The 19,020-nt window shown below is 65.4% G+C and carries 19 protein-coding genes; 11 read left to right on the forward strand and 8 right to left on the reverse strand.

All coding sequences use genetic code 11. The features are described 5' to 3' along the window. Positions 1–27 precede the first annotated feature (27 nt). The 5 genes from rpmH to mnmE all read left to right on the forward strand — a co-directional run bounded on the left by rpmH (position 28) and on the right by mnmE (position 4,152). Positions 28–162 carry a 50S ribosomal protein L34 gene (gene rpmH / locus FAZ21_RS14480; protein ID WP_136774157.1) on the forward strand — a complete coding sequence of 45 codons (135 nt, stop codon included), beginning with the start codon at positions 28–30 and terminating at the stop codon, positions 160–162. Positions 163–213: 51 nt separating this feature from the next. Further along, a complete protein-coding gene (rnpA, locus tag FAZ21_RS14485; protein WP_136774158.1) occupies positions 214–561 on the forward strand; it encodes a ribonuclease P protein component in 348 nt (115 codons plus the stop codon). 55 nt (positions 562–616) lie between these two features. Then, positions 617–811: a membrane protein insertion efficiency factor YidD gene (gene yidD / locus FAZ21_RS14490; RefSeq protein ID WP_136774159.1), complete on the forward strand. Its 195-nt coding sequence runs from the start codon at positions 617–619 to the stop codon at positions 809–811. A 17-nt stretch (positions 812–828) separates the two neighbouring features. After that, entirely contained in the window at positions 829–2,538 is a 1,710-nt protein-coding gene (yidC, locus tag FAZ21_RS14495) for a membrane protein insertase YidC (RefSeq protein WP_136774160.1), read from the forward strand. A 279-nt stretch (positions 2,539–2,817) separates the two neighbouring features. After that, positions 2,818–4,152 carry a tRNA uridine-5-carboxymethylaminomethyl(34) synthesis GTPase MnmE gene (mnmE, locus tag FAZ21_RS14500; RefSeq protein ID WP_136774161.1) on the forward strand — a complete coding sequence of 445 codons (1,335 nt, stop codon included), beginning with the start codon at positions 2,818–2,820 and terminating at the stop codon, positions 4,150–4,152. A 60-nt stretch (positions 4,153–4,212) separates the two neighbouring features. Here mnmE and FAZ21_RS14505 read toward each other — a convergent pair whose 3' ends face one another. Next, positions 4,213–4,575 (reverse strand): hypothetical protein, encoded by a 363-nt coding sequence (locus FAZ21_RS14505; protein WP_136774162.1) that lies wholly within the window; start codon positions 4,573–4,575, stop codon positions 4,213–4,215. Positions 4,576–4,733: 158 nt separating this feature from the next. On the opposite strand from FAZ21_RS14505, the gene FAZ21_RS14510 reads away from it, so the two are divergent. The 5 genes from FAZ21_RS14510 (at position 4,734) to FAZ21_RS14530 (ending at position 10,649) form a co-directional block, all read left to right on the forward strand. Then, positions 4,734–5,519 carry a sulfite exporter TauE/SafE family protein gene (locus FAZ21_RS14510; RefSeq protein WP_246038670.1) on the forward strand — a complete coding sequence of 262 codons (786 nt, stop codon included), beginning with the start codon at positions 4,734–4,736 and terminating at the stop codon, positions 5,517–5,519. A gap of 748 nt (positions 5,520–6,267) precedes the next feature. Then, on the forward strand, positions 6,268–6,720 hold the full coding sequence (locus FAZ21_RS14515) for an EVE domain-containing protein (RefSeq protein WP_136774163.1): 453 nt from the start codon (positions 6,268–6,270) through the stop codon (positions 6,718–6,720). Between the two features lie 305 nt (positions 6,721–7,025). Beyond that, on the forward strand, positions 7,026–8,651 hold the full coding sequence (locus FAZ21_RS14520; RefSeq protein WP_136774164.1) for a methyl-accepting chemotaxis protein: 1,626 nt from the start codon (positions 7,026–7,028) through the stop codon (positions 8,649–8,651). A 214-nt stretch (positions 8,652–8,865) separates the two neighbouring features. Beyond that, positions 8,866–9,846, forward strand: coding sequence for a bile acid:sodium symporter family protein (locus tag FAZ21_RS14525; RefSeq protein WP_246038672.1), 981 nt, complete (start codon positions 8,866–8,868; stop codon positions 9,844–9,846). Further along, entirely contained in the window at positions 9,843–10,649 is an 807-nt protein-coding gene (locus tag FAZ21_RS14530; protein ID WP_136774166.1) for a sulfite exporter TauE/SafE family protein, read from the forward strand. The genes FAZ21_RS14525 and FAZ21_RS14530 overlap by 4 nt, the downstream gene beginning before the upstream one ends. 120 nt (positions 10,650–10,769) lie before the next feature. Here the strand turns inward: FAZ21_RS14530 and trhA are convergent, their stop codons facing one another. The 4 genes from trhA to FAZ21_RS14550 form a co-directional block, all read right to left on the reverse strand. Continuing rightward, positions 10,770–11,384 (reverse strand): PAQR family membrane homeostasis protein TrhA, encoded by a 615-nt coding sequence (gene trhA, locus FAZ21_RS14535; RefSeq protein WP_136774167.1) that lies wholly within the window; start codon positions 11,382–11,384, stop codon positions 10,770–10,772. A gap of 239 nt (positions 11,385–11,623) precedes the next feature. Beyond that, on the reverse strand, positions 11,624–12,502 hold the full coding sequence (locus tag FAZ21_RS14540) for a phosphoribosylaminoimidazolesuccinocarboxamide synthase (RefSeq protein WP_136774168.1): 879 nt from the start codon (positions 12,500–12,502) through the stop codon (positions 11,624–11,626). 300 nt (positions 12,503–12,802) lie between these two features. Next, positions 12,803–13,714, reverse strand: a complete 912-nt coding sequence (locus FAZ21_RS14545; RefSeq protein WP_169307415.1) for a GNAT family N-acetyltransferase — start codon at positions 13,712–13,714, stop codon at positions 12,803–12,805. Then, positions 13,711–14,415 (reverse strand): GNAT family N-acetyltransferase, encoded by a 705-nt coding sequence (locus tag FAZ21_RS14550; RefSeq protein WP_136774170.1) that lies wholly within the window; start codon positions 14,413–14,415, stop codon positions 13,711–13,713. Before FAZ21_RS14550 ends, FAZ21_RS14545 begins: the two co-directional genes overlap by 4 nt. Before the next feature lie 139 nt (positions 14,416–14,554). Between FAZ21_RS14550 and FAZ21_RS14555 the strand changes: the two genes are divergently transcribed. Further along, complete coding sequence (locus tag FAZ21_RS14555; RefSeq protein ID WP_136774171.1) at positions 14,555–15,313, forward strand: trans-aconitate 2-methyltransferase; 759 nt, start codon at positions 14,555–14,557, stop codon at positions 15,311–15,313. A gap of 43 nt (positions 15,314–15,356) precedes the next feature. Here the strand turns inward: FAZ21_RS14555 and FAZ21_RS14560 are convergent, their stop codons facing one another. The 3 genes from FAZ21_RS14560 to FAZ21_RS14570 form a co-directional block, all read right to left on the reverse strand. Further along, positions 15,357–16,913, reverse strand: a complete 1,557-nt coding sequence (locus FAZ21_RS14560) for a DHA2 family efflux MFS transporter permease subunit (RefSeq protein ID WP_136774172.1) — start codon at positions 16,911–16,913, stop codon at positions 15,357–15,359. A 248-nt stretch (positions 16,914–17,161) separates the two neighbouring features. Beyond that, on the reverse strand, positions 17,162–18,313 hold the full coding sequence (locus tag FAZ21_RS14565; protein WP_136774173.1) for an HlyD family secretion protein: 1,152 nt from the start codon (positions 18,311–18,313) through the stop codon (positions 17,162–17,164). Between the two features lie 15 nt (positions 18,314–18,328). Next, a partial coding sequence (locus tag FAZ21_RS14570) for a TolC family protein (protein ID WP_169307416.1) occupies positions 18,329–19,020 on the reverse strand: 692 nt, incomplete at its 5' end.

A 19,020-nucleotide genomic window follows, 5' to 3' on the forward strand; every position in this document is an offset into this window, starting at 1 on the left:
TACTTAGTCCGGCCAGGAATACAGAACATGAAGCGTACTTTTCAACCCTCCGTTATCCGTCGCAAGCGCACCCATGGCTTTCGCGCCCGCATGAAGACCCGTGGCGGCCGCGCCGTGCTGAACGCACGTCGCAGCAAGGGCCGCGCCCGCCTCGGCGTTTAACCGCTTTAGCGCGCCGTGGCCGGCGCTGGCCGCTATCGGTACACGCGGGCGATGCGCCTGTTGAAAACGGATGAGTACTCATCCGTTTTTAATTTGCGCTGTTCCGTCGGTAACGACTTCTTCCAGGTACTGGGCCGTCCCAACGGGATGGACGGTGCCCGGCTGGGCGTCGTCGTCGGGCGGCGTACCGACCGTCGGGCCGTCGGGCGCAACTACATCAAGCGCACCGTGCGCGAGCTGTTTCGACACGAGGCCGTCCAGTTGGCCGGCATCGACCTCGTGGTCCGCCCGCGCCGCGCTTTCGGCCGCGCCGAAGGCGCCGCCGCGCGCGCGGCGCTGGCGCAGTTGTTCCGGCGCATCCGGGGACGCTTTCCCCTACCGGGCGGCGCCGATGTGTAGCCGCTGTATGGCCGGCTCCCTATCCGGCCAGCCAGGCCTTGGCGCCCGCAGCGCGATGGCGTTGCTGAAACTTTATCAGTGCACCATCAGTCCGCTGCTGGGCCCTCGCTGCCGTTTCACCCCCAGCTGTTCGCAGTACGCCGTCGAAGCGTTCGCCAAATATGGCGTGCGTAAAGGCGGGTGGCTTACAATCCGCCGTCTTTGTCGCTGCCACCCTTGGGGTGGGAGTGGCCCGGACCCCGTTCCCTGATCGTTCCCGAGCCCACGATGGATTCCAAGCGACTTATCCTGTTCATCGCGCTGTCCTTCGGCATTCTCTTCTTCTGGCAGAAGTGGATGTCGCAGCGCTTCCCGCAGCCGGCCAATGCGCCCACTGCTTCCGCTCCCGCCGGTTCCGACCTGCCTTCCGCCGCGCCACGCGCTGCGGGTGCTGGCGCTGCCGCCTCGAGTGCCGCCCCCGATACCGGCCGCCTGCAATCGGGCGAACGCATCCACGTGAAGACCGACCTGTACGACGCGCAGATCGACAGCGTCGGTGGCGACCTGCGTCGCGTTGCGCTGCTCAAGCACGGCATGCCGGGCGAGCCGAACAAACCGTTCGTGATGCTCACCGACGGTAAGGATCATGTGTATGTGGCGCAGACCGGCCTGCTGGGCGAAGGGCTGCCCACGCACAAGGCGGTGTTTACGGCCGAACAGCGCGAATACGCGCTGGCTCCTGGCCAAAATGCGCTGAGCGTGCGTCTGACCGCCGCCGGCCCGGCTGGCGTGCAGATCGCCAAGGTGTACACCTTCCATCGCGGCCAGTACCTGGTCGATGTGAAGTACGAGATCGTCAACGGCGGTAGCAAACCGCTGACCGCCTCGGCCTACTATCGTCTGCTGCGCGACGGCCAGACCGACAACCCCGGTTTCTTCGGCGCGCATACCTTCACCGGCCCGGCAATCTATACCGAGGCCGGCAAGTTCCAGAAGGCCGATTTCGCCAAGCTGGACAAGGGCACGGCCGAATACGTCAAGGCGGCCAAGGATGGCTGGGTCGCGATGATCCAGCATTACTTCGCCAGCGCCTGGGTGGCCTCGCCCAAGGGGCAGCCCTCGCTCTGCGGCCCGCGTGATTGCCGCTATGAAATGAAGCGTTTGTCCGACGGTCTGTATTCGGCCGGCGTGATTGTCGATCTGCCCACCATTGCCGCTGGCGGCAAGTTCGACGCCAGCATGCCGCTGTTCGTCGGCCCGCAGGAAACCCGCATCCTGGATCAGGTGGCCCCTGGCTTCGATCTGATCAAGGACTACGGCATCTTCACGATCTTCTCCAAGCCGTTGTTCTGGGTGCTGGACCAGATCCACAAGGTAGTCGGCAACTGGGGCTGGGCCATCATCCTGCTCACCGTGCTGATCAAAGCCGTGTTCTACCCGCTGGCCGCCACGTCGTACCGTTCCATGGCCCGCATGCGCAAGCTGGCGCCGCGCATGGAGCAGCTCAAGGAGCGGCACGGCGACGACAAGGTGAAGTTCCAGCAGGCCGTGATGGAGATGTACAAGACCGAGAAGGTCAACCCGCTCGGCGGCTGCCTGCCGATGCTGGTGCAGATTCCCATCTTCATTGCGCTGTACTGGGCGCTGATCGCCGCGGTGGAGTTGCGCCAGGCGCCGTGGATGTTCTGGATCCACGATCTGTCGGTGAAAGACCCGTACTTCGTGCTGCCGATCCTGATGGCGGTCTCGATGTACATCCAGACCAGCCTGTCGCCGCCGCCGCCCGATCCGATGCAGGCCAAGATGATGAAGATCATGCCGCTGGCCTTCAGCGTGTTCTTCCTGTTCTTCCCGGCTGGCCTCGTGCTGTACTACGTCGTGAACAACGTGCTGTCGATCCTGCAACAGTGGTGGATCACGCGCGGCATCGACAACGAGGACAAACAGGCCAAGACGGACAAGCCCAAGAAGCCCGCGCCGCCGAAGAAGCCAGCCTGACCGGCAGCCGAAGCCCACTTCGGTTCGTAGAGACGCCACCGCTTGCGGTGGCGTTTTTCATCGTGGGAAGAAACCGTGGCGATTTGCCGTCAGCGGCCGCGCCACCGCTCGTGTACGCGATGTTGCAGTGCGGCACCGCGCTTGTGTTAGGCTGTCGCCCCGTTGTCCGCGCCCGCAACCTCCTTCGCGCTCCATCGCGCCCCCCGTACGGCAGCTTTTGTCGGGGTTTGAGTGGGTTTGCCGTGGCGTGCTGTTCCATCCTGATCGATGTTGTTGCTCATGCCGTCTGTTGCTCCTCCCATTGTCGCCATCGCTACCGCCCCGGGTCGTGGGGGGGTTGGTGTCATCCGCATTTCCGGCAGCCGCCTGGAAACCATCGTCGAAGGCCTGATCGGCAGGCCGCTCACGTCGCGGCATGCCCATTTCGCCCGTTTTCGCGCGGCGGATACCTCGGCCATCGATGAAGGGCTGGCCATCTTCTTTCCCGGTCCGAATTCGTTTACCGGCGAGGATGTGCTGGAAATCCAGGGCCATGGCGGGCCGGTGGTGCTGGGCATGTTGCTGCGCCGCTGCATCGAACTGGGTGCGCGCCATGCCGAGCCCGGCGAGTTCAGCAAGCGCGCCTTCCTCAACGGCAAGCTCGACCTGGCGCAGGCCGAGGCCGTCGCTGACCTGATCGATGCTCAGTCCGAAGCCGCCGCGCGATCCGCGCTCAAATCGCTGGACGGCGCGTTCTCGCTGGAGGTGCGTGCACTGGTCGATGCGCTGATCCATCTGCGCATGCTGGTCGAAGCCACGCTCGATTTCCCCGAGGAAGACATCGATTTCCTGAATGCCGCCGACGCACGCGGCCAACTGGGTGACCTCCAGGGCCAGTTGGCGCGCGTGCTGGCAACCGCCCGACAGGGCAAGCTGCTGCGCGAAGGCATGCATGTCGTCCTGATCGGTCAGCCCAATGTTGGCAAATCCAGCCTGATGAATGCCCTGGCGGGCGAGGAGGTGGCCATCGTCACCGAGATCGCCGGTACCACGCGCGACACGGTGCGCGAGCTGATCCAGCTTGATGGGGTGCCGGTGCACATCATCGATACCGCTGGGTTGCGCGCGACCGACGATGTGGTGGAGCGCATCGGCATCGAACGTACCTGGGGCGCCATCGCCAAGGCAGACCTGGCCTTGCTGCTGGTGGACAGCCGCGAAGGCGTCACCCAGCACGACCTGGACATCCTGGGCCGTCTGCCACGCGAGCTGCAGGTGCTGCGCGTGTTCAACAAGGTGGACCTGACCGGCGACGTGCCGGGCGATGTCGCACGCGACGTGGTGCATGTCTCGGCCAAGACCGGCGAAGGGCTGGATGCGTTGCGCCAGCGCCTGCTGCACCAGGTCGGCTGGTTCGGCGACCTCGATGGCGTATTCATCGCCCGTGAACGCCACCTGGATGCGATCCGCCGTGCCAGCGCCCATCTGGACCAGGCGCTGACGGCCTATGAGCAGGTGGAATTGTTCGCCGAGGAATTGCGGCTGGCGCAGAACGTGCTCAGCGAAATCACCGGTGAGTTCACGTCGGACGATCTGCTGGGTGTGATTTTCAGCAAGTTCTGCATCGGCAAATGATGCGCACAGCGCCCGATGAAAAACGCCGCGAACGCGGCGTTTTTTATTGCCCTGCCAGCCTTAAAACGTCGGTAGCAGCGGGTTGTTCTTGGGGGTGGGTAGCTTGCACAACGTTTCCGCCAGCGCGGTGGCGACCGGCGATGGCGTGCGGCCGCCGGTGATGTCGGTGCCGTTGGCGTCGAGCAGGCCGGTTTTCTTGCTTTCGCAATTGGCGAGGACCGACAGGCCGGTGGGCTTGTTGGTGCCGTCTTCCTCCAGTTGATACGCGGGTGCCGCGCGCATCGGGCCGCTGCTGGTGGCTTCGGTGCGGTCGATGCAGTACGTGCGCTTGTTGCTGGACGATTGGTAGCAGGCCAGGTCCGGCGCGGCATGGGCTGCGGCAACGGTGGCGAGCATCAGGGCGAAAACCCCGGTCTTGATCATGTGGGCTCCAGATAGGGAAGGTCGCATCCGCGCGGCCGGTCAGGGCGATATGGTAAGAACCTGCTCCGGCCGACGCAAGGCGCGTACGGCTGCACGGATTGTCCCCGTTGGGGTTGGCGGCACTGGTGCGGCATCGCCGGCATCGGCATTATCCGCCCATGCTTGCCGACCTGATTGCCTTTGTGCCACCCCAGTTATTGATTCTGTTGCCGCTTGCCTTTACGGCTGGTCTGGTGGACGCCGCCGTGGGCGGCGGCGGGCTGATCCTCGTACCGGGCCTGTTCGCCACGCTGCCGCGCGAGATTCCGGCCGCGCTGATGGGCACCAACAAGTTCGCCGCCATCATGGGCACCGCGTCGGCCACCTGGCGCTATGCGCGACAGGTGCGGCTGGATTGGCATCTGCTCCTGCCCAGTGCGCTGGCGGCATTCTGCGGCGCCTATCTCGGTGCGCGTGCGATCCACCTGCTGCCGGGCAACGCGGTGCGACCGCTGGTGATCGTGCTGCTGGCGGTGATGCTGCTCTACACCTGGTTCAAACCCGCTTTCGGCAACCAGGATGCCGGTCGGCCGCTGACCCGGCGCGACCTCTACGTTGGGCTGGCGATCGGCACCGCCATCGGCTTTTACGATGGCTTCTTCGGGCCCGGCACCGGCTCGTTCCTGATCTTCCTGTTCATCCGTTTCTTCCACTTTGACTTCCTGCGCGCCTCGGCGTCGGCCAAGGTGGTCAACCTCGCCACCAACCTTGCTTCGCTGGTGTTCTTCATCCCGGCCAAGATGGTGATCTTTGGCCTGGCGATCCCGATGGCGCTGGCCAATATCGCTGGCGCGCAGGTCGGCAGCCGCATGGCGCTGCGTGGAGGGAATGCGTGGATTCGCAAGTTGTTTCTGGTGTTGGCGCTGGTGTTGCTGGCCAAGCTGACCTGGGACACCTTTAGCTGAGTTGGCGCATTCCGGACTCCGCTGACTGTGTTGTCCTGCGCTTGCCGTACGATTTGTACTGTCTGCGCTTGGACGCCTTGCCAGCGGAGCCCGGAATGCGCCCTCAGGTAGGATGTGAAGCAGGTGCTCCGCTGGCTGTGTTGTCCTGCGCTTGCCGTACGATTTGTACTGTCTGCGCTTGGACGCCTTGCCAGCGGAGCCCGGAATGCGCCCTCAGGTAGGATGTGAAGCAGGTGCTCCGCTGACTGTGTTGTCCTGCGCTTGCCGTACGATTTGTACTGTCTGCGCTTGGACGCCTTGCCAGCGGAGCCCGGAATGCGCCCTCAGGTAGGATGTGAAGCAGGTGCTCCGCTGGCTGTGTTGTCCTGCGCTTGCCGTACGATTTGTACTGTCTGCGCTTGGACGCCTTGCCAGCGGAGCCCGGAATGCGCCCTCAAGGTGGGATGTGAAGCAGGTGCTGCGCTGGTTGTGTTGTCCTGCGCTTGCCGCACGATTTGTACTGTCTGCACTTGGACTCCTTGTCAGCGGAGCCCGGAATGCGCCCTCAAGGTAGGATGTGAGGCAGGTGCTGCGCTGGCTGTGAGGTTCATTAAGCGTCGTTCACTTTCTACTGCCCATATGACCTGTCCGACGCTTTGCGAAGTACCCGGAGCGCATTGCTGCCGGAATCCGGCCGGGAAGACGAGTGCCTCTTGCCAAGTGGGCAGCTTGGCCGCATCGTGGCGGCGCGACGAACATGGGGGCAGGCATGCGCTACTGGCTGATGAAATCGGAACCGGATGACGTTTCCATCGACGATCTGGCAAGCATGGGCGAGGTGGGCTGGTACGGCGTTCGTAACTACCAGGCGCGTAACTTCATGCGCGATGCGATGGCGCTGGGCGATGGCGTGCTGTTCTACCATTCCAGTTGCCCGCAGCCGGGCGTTGCCGGGCTGGCCGAGGTCAGCCGGCTGGCGTATCCCGACCCTACCCAGTTCGATCCCGAGTCCAGATACTTCGACCCCAAGTCCACCCCGGACCAGCCGCGGTGGCAACAGGTAGACGTGCGCTTCGTGCGCAAGACGCGGCTGTTGTCGCTGGATGAAATGCGCCGCATGCCCACGCTTGCGGGCATGCAGGTATTGCAGCGGGGCAACCGGCTGTCAATCACCTCGGTATCCGAAGCCGAATGGCGCGACATCCTGGCGCTGCTGGACTGAGTCACGCCGCGCGCCAATCCGACCGAAGGCGGTTTCGCTGGCCGCCACGACGGTGGGTATTCGTCACGCCTTACGCGAAATACGTCTTATTTTCCTTCTCAGCGGGACCGGGCTGCCTGGCGTCTTGCCCCGTTTGAAATTTCGTTCGCATTTGGCGCACATGCCATGCTAATCCTTTGGTTTTATTGAAAGTTTTCTAGCTGTCAAGGCGGCTTTCCCCAGCAATACACCGCTCAGTGATCGCTTCTATACTCGGCTGATACGCCAACGTCATGGCGTGAATAACAATCACTGGGGATAGGCAAATGGCTAAAGGCATAACGGTTGGACACCGGCTGGCCGCATTGATCGCGATTGCCGTGGCGGCGTTGGGCCTGTTGGGCTGGCTTTCGCTGCGGCAGGTCGCGCGGGTTCAGGAACATGTGTTGCATGCCAGCGATGTCGTGCTGCCCGCCGTGGACATCGCGCGCGAGCTGAACGGCACCATGGTCGGGTTGCGGCTGGAGGTGGTGCGTCATGTCGCCGCGCACGAACTGGCGGACAAGCAAAAGGCGGATACCGCCATCACCGCGCAGCGAGAGAAGCTGGCTGCCTTGTTGGCCGAATATCGGAAGTTGCCGTTGCCGCCGGATGATCTGCAAACCGCCGATGTACTCGAAGGCGCCATTGGCGAATACATCCAGGCGGTCCAGCACATGCTGGAGCTGTCGCGCGCCATGGACCCGGAGCATCCGGCGCCGGTCAGCGATCCGGCCGCCACGGCGGCGGCCAGGAAAATTGCCGACACCATCGATACCGTGGTGAAGGATAGCCAGGACGGTGCACGGCAATCGCGTGCCGATGCGCAGGCGGCCTATAGCGAGGCCCGTACGCTGACCCTGGCGGTCATTGGCGCCTGCACGCTGCTGGTGCTGGGTGTGGGTTTCCTGCTTTACCGCTCCATCACCGGGCCATTGGCCTCGGCGCGAGATGCCACCACCAGCGTGGCCAGCCGGCTGGATTTCACCACTCGCGTCGGCTCCACCGCCCAGGATGAAATCGGCGAAACCGCTCGCGCGCTGGACAGGCTGCTCGAAACGCTACAGGCCAGCTTCCGTACCATTGGCCAGGGCGTGAGCGGGGTCGCCGAATCGTCGCGAGAACTGTCGGGCACCGCCGACGAAGTAGCGCGCAGCGCATCGCTGGCGTCGGAGTCGGCATCGGCCATTGCCGCCACCATCGAGCAGCTCACCGTCAGCATCAACCATGTGGGCGATCGGGCGCAGGAGGCCAGTGCCCTGTCGCGGGAGGCCGGCCAATTGGCGGCAGAAGGCGAGCAGGTGATCCTGGATGGTGTCACGCGGACCAAGTCCGCCGTCGATACGGTGCGCGAAGCCGCTGGCGACGTGGACCAGTTGCGCGAGGAAGCCAGCCGTATCGGCAGCGTGGCCGGCGTGATCAAGGACATCGCCGACCAGACCAACCTGCTGGCGCTGAACGCGGCCATCGAAGCGGCGCGCGCGGGCGAGCAGGGGCGCGGTTTCGCCGTGGTCGCCGACGAGGTGCGCAAACTGGCCGAACGCACCACCCAGGCCACCGCCGAGATCGAACGCATGATCGGTGGGGTGCAGCGCGGCGCGTTGCGCGTGGTCGAGCATATCGACGGCGTGGCCAGCAGCGTGGCCGACAGCGCCGATCGGGCCGAGCAGGCGGGCGAGACCATCGTCCGCATCCGTGGCCGCGCCAATGACGCGGTGGCCATGGTGGCGGACATCGCCAGCGCGATTCGCGAGCAGGCCCAGGCCAGCACCAACATCGCGCAGCAGGTGGAACGCATTGCGCAGATCGCGGAGGAAAACAACGCCGCCGCCGGGCACACCGCCGATGCGGCACACCACCTGGATGGGCTGACCGTGCGGATGAGTGAGGAAATGGCGCGCTATCGCGTGTAAGGGCGGCGCGACTTTCCGTTGAGTCGGCGCGTGGGACGATGCCCCTTCCGCGCCGGCGCTCTGTCCCTCGCGCGATGCCACAGACTTCGCGGCAGGCGCCGTCGTGCACGGCATCCAGCATGCTGCTTGCCCTGATGACGGCCGCCGTACCGATTGGCGAAATTCCGGCTTGGCCGGTGCCCGTGCGCGCCGTTATGCTCCGTGGCCTATGACCATGATCCTGCGCCGTCTCGACGGCTTTCTGCTGGCCATGCTGACCGCCATCGGCCTGGCCCTGTTGCACCCGGCACTCGGCACCGGCGATGGCCCGCTGCACCTGGGCGTCGTCACCAATCTGGGGGTGGCCCTGGTGTTCTTCCTGCATGGCGCCGCGCTGTCGCGCGAGCGGCTCAAGCAGGGCATGACCAACTGGCGGCTGCACCTGTTCGTGCAGGCCAGCACCTTCGTGCTGTTCCCCTTGCTGGGCGGTGGCGCGGTCTGGGCCGCGCAGGGGCGCGTGCCGCCGGACCTGCTGTTGGGCATCTTCTACCTGACCGCGCTGCCGTCGACCATTTCCTCATCCGTGGCGATGACCAGCCTGGGGCATGGCAATGTGCCCGCCGCCATCTTCAATGCTTCGCTGTCCAGCCTGATCGGCATGATCGCCACGCCGCTGCTGGTGGGGTTGATGGTCAGCACCAGCGGCCATGGCCTGCCGCTGGACCAGGCCATGCTCGATATCGCCACCCAGTTGCTATTGCCGTTTGCCGTCGGCCAGGCGTTGCGACCGTGGCTGGCCGATTTCATCGCGCGCCGTCGCGCCGTGATCGGCAAGGTGGATAAAGCGGTGATCGTGCTGATCGTGTATTCGTCGTTCTGCGACTCCACTGCCGCAGGCCTGTGGCACGACTACGCATGGTGGATGCTGCTGGGCGTGGGGCTGTCGGTGGGCGTGCTGTTGTTCCTGGTGCTGGCGCTGACCACGCTGGGCAGCCGGTTCGCTGGGTTCAGCCGGGCCGACGAAGTGACCGCCGTGTTCTGCGGCTCCAAGAAAAGTCTGGCCAGCGGCATTCCGATGGCCAAGCTGCTGTTCGCCGGGCATCCCGCGCTCGGGCTGGTGGTGTTGCCGGTGATGTTCTATCACCAGCTCCAGTTGGTGGTGTGCTCGATGCTGGCGCGCCGCTATGCCGCCCGCGCCGCGCTGGAGGACGCATGATCGAATGGCTGCCGGTCCTGGCGGCCTGCCTGGGCGTCGGCGTCGTCGCCGGGTTCCTGGCCGGGCTGCTGGGCGTGGGTGGCGGGCTGGTGATCGTGCCGGCGTTGCTGTTCGTGTTCCACGCGCTGGGCGTCGCCGATCTGCATGCACAGCACCTGGCGCTGGGCACGTCGCTGGCCACCATCGTCATTACCTCGATATCCAGCCTGCGTGCGCACGATCAGCGCGGCAACGTGCGCTGGCCGGCATTTCGCGCGATCACGCCGGGCATCCTGATCGGCACCTTCGCCGGTGCGCAGTTCGCCGGGCTGCTCAGCGACGTGGTACTGAAGTGGTTCTTCGTCGTCTTCGCCTACGTGGTCGCCGCCCAGATGCTGCTCGACGCCAAGCCCAAGCCGCACCGGCAATTGCCGGGCTGGCGCGGCATGAGCCTGTGGGGCGGCGCGATCGGGCTGGTGTCCAGTTGGGTGGGCATCGGCGGCGGTTCGATGTCGGTGCCGTTCCTGGCCTGGCACAATGTCCCGGTGAAGGCCGCAATCGGCACCTCGGCCGCCATCGGCCTGCCGATCGCCGTGGCCGGCGCCGTTGGCTATGTGGTCAGCGGCTGGGAGCAGACGGCCCTGCCGGCGGGCAGCCTGGGCTTCGTCTACCTGCCGGCGCTGTTCGGCATTGCCGTGGCGAGCTTCCCGCTGGCCAAGGCCGGCGCCGCCGCCGCGCAACGCCTGCCGGTGCCTGTACTGAAGAAATGCTTTGCCGCCCTGCTGATCGTCCTGGCGACGCGAATGGCGTATTTGCTGATGTGAAAGAAGGCGCCCTTTCGGGCGTCTTCTTTGGGAAGGGGAAGGGTACTGTCGTGGGCAGCTCGCGCTACCGGGGTCCGGCCATTGCCTTTGTCGTTACCCTTTCCTCTTCCCAGCCGTTCCTCAAACATATCCCACGATACTGATGTACTGGCAGATGCTGCCCGCCAGCACGAACAGATGCCAGATTCCGTGGCCATGGCGAATCTTTTCGTCGAAGACGAAGAAGATGATGCCCACGGTGTAGAACAGCCCGCCGCCGGCCAGCCACAGCAGCCCGGCGTGCGGCAGCGCCGCTACCAGCGGGCCCATCGCCACCAGGATCAGCCAGCCCATCATTACGTAGATCAGCAGCGAGAAGATACGGGTGCGGTGGCCGATCCACAGCTCCTGCACGATGCCCACCACCGCCAGCCCCCAGTTGACGCCGAACAGGCTCCAGCCCCAGCCGCCCTGTAGCGTGACCAGGGTGAACGGCGTGTAGCTGCCTGCGATCAGCAGGTAGATCGCGCAGTGGTCCAGTCGCTGAAATACCAGTTTGGCGCGGCCACGAAGCGAGTGGTAAAGCGTGGAGATGGTGTACAGCGACAACAGCGTAAAACCGTAGACCGATACGCCGACGATCTTTCTGGGATCGCCGCCGATGCTGGCCCAGACGATGGCAAGCACGGTACCGACCAGCGCCAGTGCGGAGCCGACCAGGTGGCTATAGCTGTTGAAACGTTCTCCGTGGTACATGCATGCCTCCCGCTATCAGTGCTGCGACGATAGCGCTTTCCGCGCTCGTGAGCATTGGGAATCCTTGTAACCGTTGGTTGCGATCAAGATTTGATTGCTGCCGACCATTCGTCCGCGCTGCGCTACCGCCTGCGCCGATGGCTGCGCGTGGCAAGATCAGCCCGGCACTGCGCTGCCTTCGGGCGTGCACCCATGCAAAAAGGCCGGGTTTCCCCGGCCTTTGGTCGCTGGCGGGCCGATCAGCCGATCAGCTTGTCCAGCGCTTCGCGGTACTTGGCGGCGGTCTTTTCGGCCACTTCCCGCGGCAGCGCGGGGGCGGGCGGGGATTTATTCCAGCCGGTGGATTCCAGCCAGTCGCGCACGAACTGCTTGTCGTACGACGGCGGGTTGGTGCCGGGCTGGTACTGGTCGGCGGGCCAGAAGCGGCTGGAATCGGGCGTCAGCGCTTCATCCATCAGCGTCAGCGTGCCGTTTTCGTCCAGGCCGAACTCGAACTTGGTATCGCCGATGATGATGCCGCGCGTCGCGGCGTATTCCGACGCCTTGCGATACAGCGCGATGGCGGTGTCGCGCACCTTGGCGGCCAGCTCGGCGCCCAGGATCTCCTCGCAGCGCGCGTAGCTGATGTTCTCGTCGTGGTCGCCCACCGCCGCTTTGGTGCTGGGGGTGAAGATCGGCTCGGGCAGCTTGTCGGCTTCTTTCAGCCCGGCCGGCAGCGCGATACCGCACACGGTGCCCTGTTGCTTGTATTCCTTCCAGCCCGACCCGGCGATGTAGCCGCGCACGATGGCCTCCACCGGCACCGGCTTCAGCCGCTTGACCACGACAGCGCGGCCTTCCACCTGCGGGCGGTCTTCGGCGGATACCACGTCCTCGGCACGCTCGCCGGTGAAGTGGCTGGGCACTTCGTCCTTGAGCAGGTCGAACCAGAAATTGGAGATCGCGGTCAGGATCTTGCCCTTGTCCGGGATCGGTTCGGCCAGGATGACGTCGAAGGCGGAAAGCCGGTCGGTGGCGATCATCAGCATGCGCTGGGCGTCGATCTCATACAGATCGCGCACCTTGCCGGCGTAGATCTTCTTCAGGCTGGTGAGTTGGGTGGTGGTCAGGCCGGACATGGCGTGGTTTTCCCGTGCGTCCAAAGGGCGGATTATAGCGAGAGCCTGGGGGCAGGGGTAATGCCGGTGGTGTGCCAGGTGAAGCATGCCCCCGGCGGAGCCGGGTGCGCGCCGTGGCTGGCATGCTGGCACCGGCTCTTTCCTGATCGACCCCACTCCCCCCGCCCTCGCCACCGCGAGGGAGCCTCGCTTTGCTCGGAGGGTGAGCTATTCGGCATTGCTGAACCGATGGCTGGGCTGGATCGGGCACAAGACGGTTTCCACGCTGTTCTCTGTGTTCCCGGAATCTGCCTTTTCCCACTACCTTGGCGCAGCTGCAACACGGCCGCGCCACATGAATCGCTCCGGCCGGGGGTAGACCTCGAAGCCGAGCGGGCGATAGATGGCGTGGGCGTCGAAGGTCATCAGGTAACAGTTTTCCACGTGGGCAATGCGTGGGTGCGCCAGCACGCGCTTCAGCAGGCGGGTGGCGATGCCGCGGCCACGCCAGTCTGGATCGACGATCACGTCGGCCAGATAGGCGAAGCGGTTGCTGTCCGACAACACGCGGGCGTAGGCGATCTGTCGGCCCTCGGCGTATGCCCCCATCACCACCGTGCTGTGTCGGGCTGCCAGTTCCACCTTGGGGCGGCCGATGCCCGGCGACCAGTAGGTCTGCGCCAGTTGCCCGGTCAGCCAGTCGAAGTCGATACGCCCCGGATCATCGTCGTAATCCACGCCGCCTTCCGTATCCGCCGCGCGCGGCGGGCGGGCCAGGTCCAGGGCCAGATGCGTGTGGCCGGCGTAGTCGGTCCGTTGTCGCCAACCCACGGGAGTGAAGCCAAGTTGCTGGTACATCGCCAGTGCGGGGGTATTGCGGTCGAAGCAGGTGGCGTGGATATCGACCGCCCCCTGGCGCCAGGCCAGCCGGCACATCGCGTCGACCAGTGCGCGGCCCACGCCTTGGTGTCGCCGAGCGGGATCGACGATCACGTTGCCCAGCGTCGCTGGCAAGCCGGCCCCCAGCGTGATGAAGTTGGCGAAGCCGGCCGGTTCGTCGTCCACCGTCAGCACGCTGGCGGCGTGACGCTGCGCCACCGCCTGTTCCAATTGCGCGCGCGTCAGCGGAAATCGGGCGGTCGGAAACATGAAGTACAGCGTTTCCGCATCGGTCGACCAGTGGCAGACACGGTCGAGGTCGTCCGGCCGGGCCGGACGCAACTGCATGGTCATTCGCCGGCCTCCATGAAGGCCGATAGCGGCTGACGCTGCCGGCCCGCCGGATCGAAGTTTTCCGGCGACAACCATCGTGCATAGGCGTCGCGCAGGCGGGGCCATTCGCGGTCCAGGATCGAATACCACGCAGTGTCGCGATTGTGTCCCTTGACCACCAGGGCCTGGCGGAAGATGCCTTCGAAGGTGAAACCCAGCCGCTCCGCCGCGCGGCGCGACGGCGCGTTCAGCGCGTTGCACTTCCATTCGTAGCGGCGATAACCCAGCGCAAAGGCGTTTTCCATCATCAGCGCCATGGCCGCCGTGGCCAGCCGGCTGCGTTGCAGGCGTGGCGAGTAGGTCAGGTTGCCGACCTCGATGCTGCCCGCTTCGGGCTGGATGCGCAGATAGCCGCACAGGCCCAGCGCCGCGCCGTCGGCGGTATCGACAATGGCGTACAACTGCTGGTCGCGCAGCCCCCGCTTGCCGTTCAGCCAAGCCGCCAGCGCAGTGGCGTCGGCGAACGGGCCGTAGGGCAGGTAAGTCCATGCGCGTTGCGACGTGTCCTCGGCGAATGCCGCGAACAGGGCATCGGCATGCCGCGCGGCATCCACCGGCTCCAGCCGGCAGCCATGGCCGTGCAGCGGGATGTGCGGGGGCGCGGGGGGCGGACACCAGTCGGGCAGGTACGGGCCAAGCGGCTGCGGATCGAGTTGGGGCATGGGATGGACCGATGGGGGTGATCCGGCAGATTGGCAGGCACGCTGGTGTGCCGACAGATACAGCGCGACGGAAAACCGACCGCAGCAGCGCGCCAGCCGTGTAATGTCGAGCAGCCCGGATCATCGACAGGAGCCAGCCATGTGGGACCCCGCCGTTTACCTTCGTCATGCCGATGCACGTGCGCGGCCGTTTTACGATCTGTTGGCGCAAATCGGCGCCGATGCGCCACGCAGGGTGGTGGACCTGGGTTGCGGCCCGGGCAACCTGACCGCGACTCTGGCCCAGCGCTGGCCGCGGGCGCAAATCGAAGGCTTCGACGCGGACCCGGCCATGGTCGAGGCGGCACAGCGGCAGGGCGTGGCCGCGCGGCAGCTCGATGCCCGGCAATGGCGGCCCGAGGCGGATACCGACGTGACGATCAGCAATGCGGTACTGCAATGGGTGCCGGAACACCTGGCGTTGTTGACCGGTTGGCTGGCGGCCTTGCCCGACGGCGCGTGGTTTGCATTCCAGGTGCCGGGCAATTTCGACGCGCCGTCACATCGCCTGCTGCACGAACTGATCGATACGCCGGCCTGGCGCGAGCGCCTGGGAAACAGCGGCGTGCTGCGCCAGCCAGTGCCGGATGCCGCCGGCTATGCCGCGCATCTGCTGGCGGCCGGATACACGGTGGATGCGTGGGAAACGACCTACGTGCATCTGCTGGCCGGCCCAGACCCGGTGCTGGACTGGCTGAGCGGCACCGCGCTGCGCCCGATACGCGCCGCGCTGGATGATGCCGCCTGGGCGCGTTTCACCGCGCAACTGGCGCCGCGCCTGCGTGACGCTTATCCCGCCCAGGGCACCGTCACGCCATTGCCGTTTCGCCGGGTATTCGTGGTGGCGCGTAAGGGGTGAGTGGTTGGGGATTCAGGTTTTACCTTGTTAGCTTCCCTGCTCTTCAGTGCCCACCACCTCTACCACCGGTGGTGCCAAATGGGGGCTTGGCGAACCAGACGATGAACACGAGCGCCACGAAGATCAGCGCCAGCGCGTGGAACACTTCGCTGGTGGCGATCTGGAACGCCTGCTGGTTGATCACCTGTTCGATCTGGCCGTAGGCGGCGTTCTGCGGCAGGCCCAGCGCTTGCAGGCGGCTCACGTAGTCCTGCGTCGCCGGGTCGGTCGCGGTGATGTGCTCGGTCAGCCGCGCGTGGTGGAAGGCGGCACGGTGGTCCCAGACGAACACCGAGATCGCGGTGGCAAAGCTGCCCGAGATGGTGCGGAAGAAGTTGGACAGCCCGGATGCGGCGGCCAGCCGGGTCTGCGGCAGGCCGGACAGCACGATCTGGTTCACCGGCACGAAGAAGCATGCCACACCGATCCCTTGCAGGATACGCGGCAGGATCACCTGGCCGAACGCGGTTTCCAGCGTGAAGCTGGAGAACCAGAACATCGTTGCGGCAAAGATCATGAACGCGAATGACGAGATCATCCGCAGATCGAGCCGCTGGATGTTCTTGCCGATCAGCGGCGACAGGATGAACGCCAGCACGCCCACCGGCGCCGTCGCCAGGCCGGACCAGGTGGCGGTGTAGCCCATCACGGTCTGCAACCATAGCGGGAACAGCACGGTGCTGCCGAAGAAGCAGAACACGCCCAGCGACAACGCCACCACGCCGACCAGGAAGTTGCGGCTCTTGAACAGGCTGAGATCGACGATGGGGTGCTCGTCGGTCAGCTCCCACACGATCAGGAACGATAGCGTCACCACCGCGATCAGCCCCAGCGTCAGGATGAAGCCGGAGTTGAACCAGTCCATGTCGTTGCCGTTGTCGAGCATCAATTGCAGCGAACCGACGCCGACGAACAGCAGCACCAGGCCGGTGTAGTCGATGGGCACGCGCGCGGTGGGCGTTTCGCGATCCTTGAGGATGCCCCAGGCCATGAACGCCGCCATCACGCCGACCGGCACATTGATGTAGAAGATCCAGGGCCAGGAATAGTTGTCGGTAAGCCAGCCGCCCAGCATCGGGCCGAAGATCGGCGCCACGATCACCGTCATCGCCCACAGCGCCAGCGCCAGCCCCTTTTTCTCAGGCGGATAGTTGGCCAGCAGCAATGTCTGCGACAACGGCACCATCGGTCCGGAGACCAGGCCCTGCATGAAGCGGAAGAACACCAGCATCGGCAGGCTGTTGGCAAAGCCGCACAGGATCGACATCAGGGTGAACAGGATCACCGAGAGCGTGAACATGCGCACCTCGCCGAAGCGGCGCGCCAGCCAGCCGGTGAGCGGCACGGCGATGGCGGCCGCGAGGCCGTAGGAACTGATGGCCCAGGTGCCCTGGGTGGCGGCAACGGCCAGGTCGCCGGCGATATGCGGTACGGACACATTGACGATGGTGGTGTCCAGCACCTCCATGAACGTGGCCGAGGCCACGGCGAAGGTCAGCAGCGCCAGCTTCGTGCCGTGGATCGGCGGAGATGGCGCTGCGGCGGCGGCAGTCTGACTCATGATTCAACCTGTGGAAGGCGAAGTGGCTGCGGGGGAGGAACCCCACACCTCGAACCACAGAGGAGAGTGAGAACACAGAGGATTCACGGAACCCCAAAGCACAGGTGAAGGCGGCATGGTCATACCCGCGCTCCCGACTTTGGTTTTCTCCGTGAATCCTCCGTGCTCTCTGTGTTCTCCGTGGTTCGAGGTATGGGGTTTCGTTTCCGATTCCCCAGCACCAGCTCGCTTTTTATTCTTGGAAGGACTCAGTGCGTCGCGTTGCGGGCGATGATGTCGTCGGCCAGCTTTTCGGCATCGGGCAGTGGTTGTTCCAGCGCCTTGGTGGTGAACAGCGGGCGCGCGGCGGGCTGGGTGGCCAGCACGGTGCCGTCGCGGTTTTCGGTGTCCACTTCCACTTCCATCGACAGCCCCACGCGCAGCGGATGCTCCGACAGCTCCTTGGCGTCGAGCGCGATCCGCACCGGCACGCGTTGCACCACCTTGATCCAGTTGCCGGTGGCGTTCTGCGCCGGCAGCAACGAGAAGGCGCTGCCGGTCCCGGCGGCCAGGCCGATCACGGTGCCGTGGTATTCCACCTTGCTGCCGTATACGTCGGCCACCGCCTTGGCTTTCTGGCCGATGCGGATGTTCTTCAGCTCGGATTCCTTGAAGTTGGCATCCACCCACAGTTGGTCCAGCGGCACGATGGTCATCAGCGTGGTGCCGGGCGTGACGCGCGCACCCACCTGCACGCCACGCTTGGCCACGTAGCCCGTTACCGGCGCCGGGATGGCATTGCGGCGGCTGGTCAGCCATGCCTGCACGAAGTTGGACTTTGCGGCGAGCACGCCGGGGTGATGAATCAGGTCCACCCCGGATACGCCGGCACGGGCGGCTTCCAGTTGCTTCTGCGCCACGTCCAGGCCCACCTGGGCGTTGTCCAGCGCTTCCTTGGCGTGCGCCACTTCCTCGGCTGCGACCAGTTGCTCGGCGGCCAGCGGTGCGCGGCGGTCGTAGTCGGCGCGCGCCTTTTTCAGATCGATACGGCGTTGTTCGAGGATGACCTCGTACTGGTCGACATTGGCGTACTGCTTTTTCAGATCGCGCACTGTCTCGCCCAGCTTGGCCTCGGCCTGGCGCAGCGCCACGGTGGCGTCGGCCGGGTCCAGGCGTACCAGGTCATCGCCGGCCTTCACGAGTTGCGTTTCGTCGGCGCGGATCTCGGTCACGGTGCCGGTCACCTGCGAAGTCAGCGTCACCACATTGCCGCCCACGTAGGCGTTGTCGGTGGTTTCGCGCTTGGAGGCCACGGTGGCCCAATAGATGCCGTAACCGATGCCGGCGGCAACGAACAGCACGGTCAGCGCCAGCAGCAACGGCTTGCGTTTGTGCGACGCGGAGGACTGGGGTTGGCTCATGTTCGGATATCTCCCTTATTGTTTGTCCGGCTCGGCGGCGCGATAGCCGCCGCCCAGCGCTTTGATCAGTGCCAGCTCGCTGTTGAGCTGGCTGTGGTGCAACTGGATCAGGCTGTCCTGCTGGGTGAACACCGGCAGCGCGGCGCTCAGCACGGCGGTGCGGTCGATCAGCCCCTGCTTCAACTGCGCCTGGCTGTTGTCCAGCACCTGACGGCTGGCCTGCAACTGGCGCTGTGTCGCCACCTGCTGGCGCGATAGCCCGGCCAGCGTCACCCCTTCCTGCGCCACTTCGCGCACGGCGCGCACCACTGCCTGGTTGTATTCGGCGATCAGCGCATCGCGGTCGGCGCGCTTGGCGCCCAACTGCGCGGACAGGCGCCCGCTGTCGAAGATCGGCAGGCTGATGGCGGGGATCAGGTTGAACTGGCGGCTGGCGCGGTCGAACAGATCGGCCATGGTGATGGTGTCGAAGCCGGCAAAGCCGCCGATGCTGATCGTCGGATAGAACGCGGCGCGCTGGGCGTCGATGGCCGACAGCGTGCTCTGCACGCGCCAGCGCGCGGCTTGCAGATCGGGCCGACGGGCCAGCAACTCGTTGCCCAGTTGGTCCGGCAGCGCGGGATCGACGGCGGGCAGCGGGCGCGGCTGCAAATCGGCCAGTGCGGCGGCATCGGCGGCGACCAGCGCGCGATCTCCAGTGCCTGCCC

It is taken from the genome of Chitiniphilus eburneus (assembly GCF_005048205.1).
Lineage (GTDB): Bacteria > Pseudomonadota > Gammaproteobacteria > Burkholderiales > Chitinibacteraceae > Chitiniphilus > Chitiniphilus eburneus.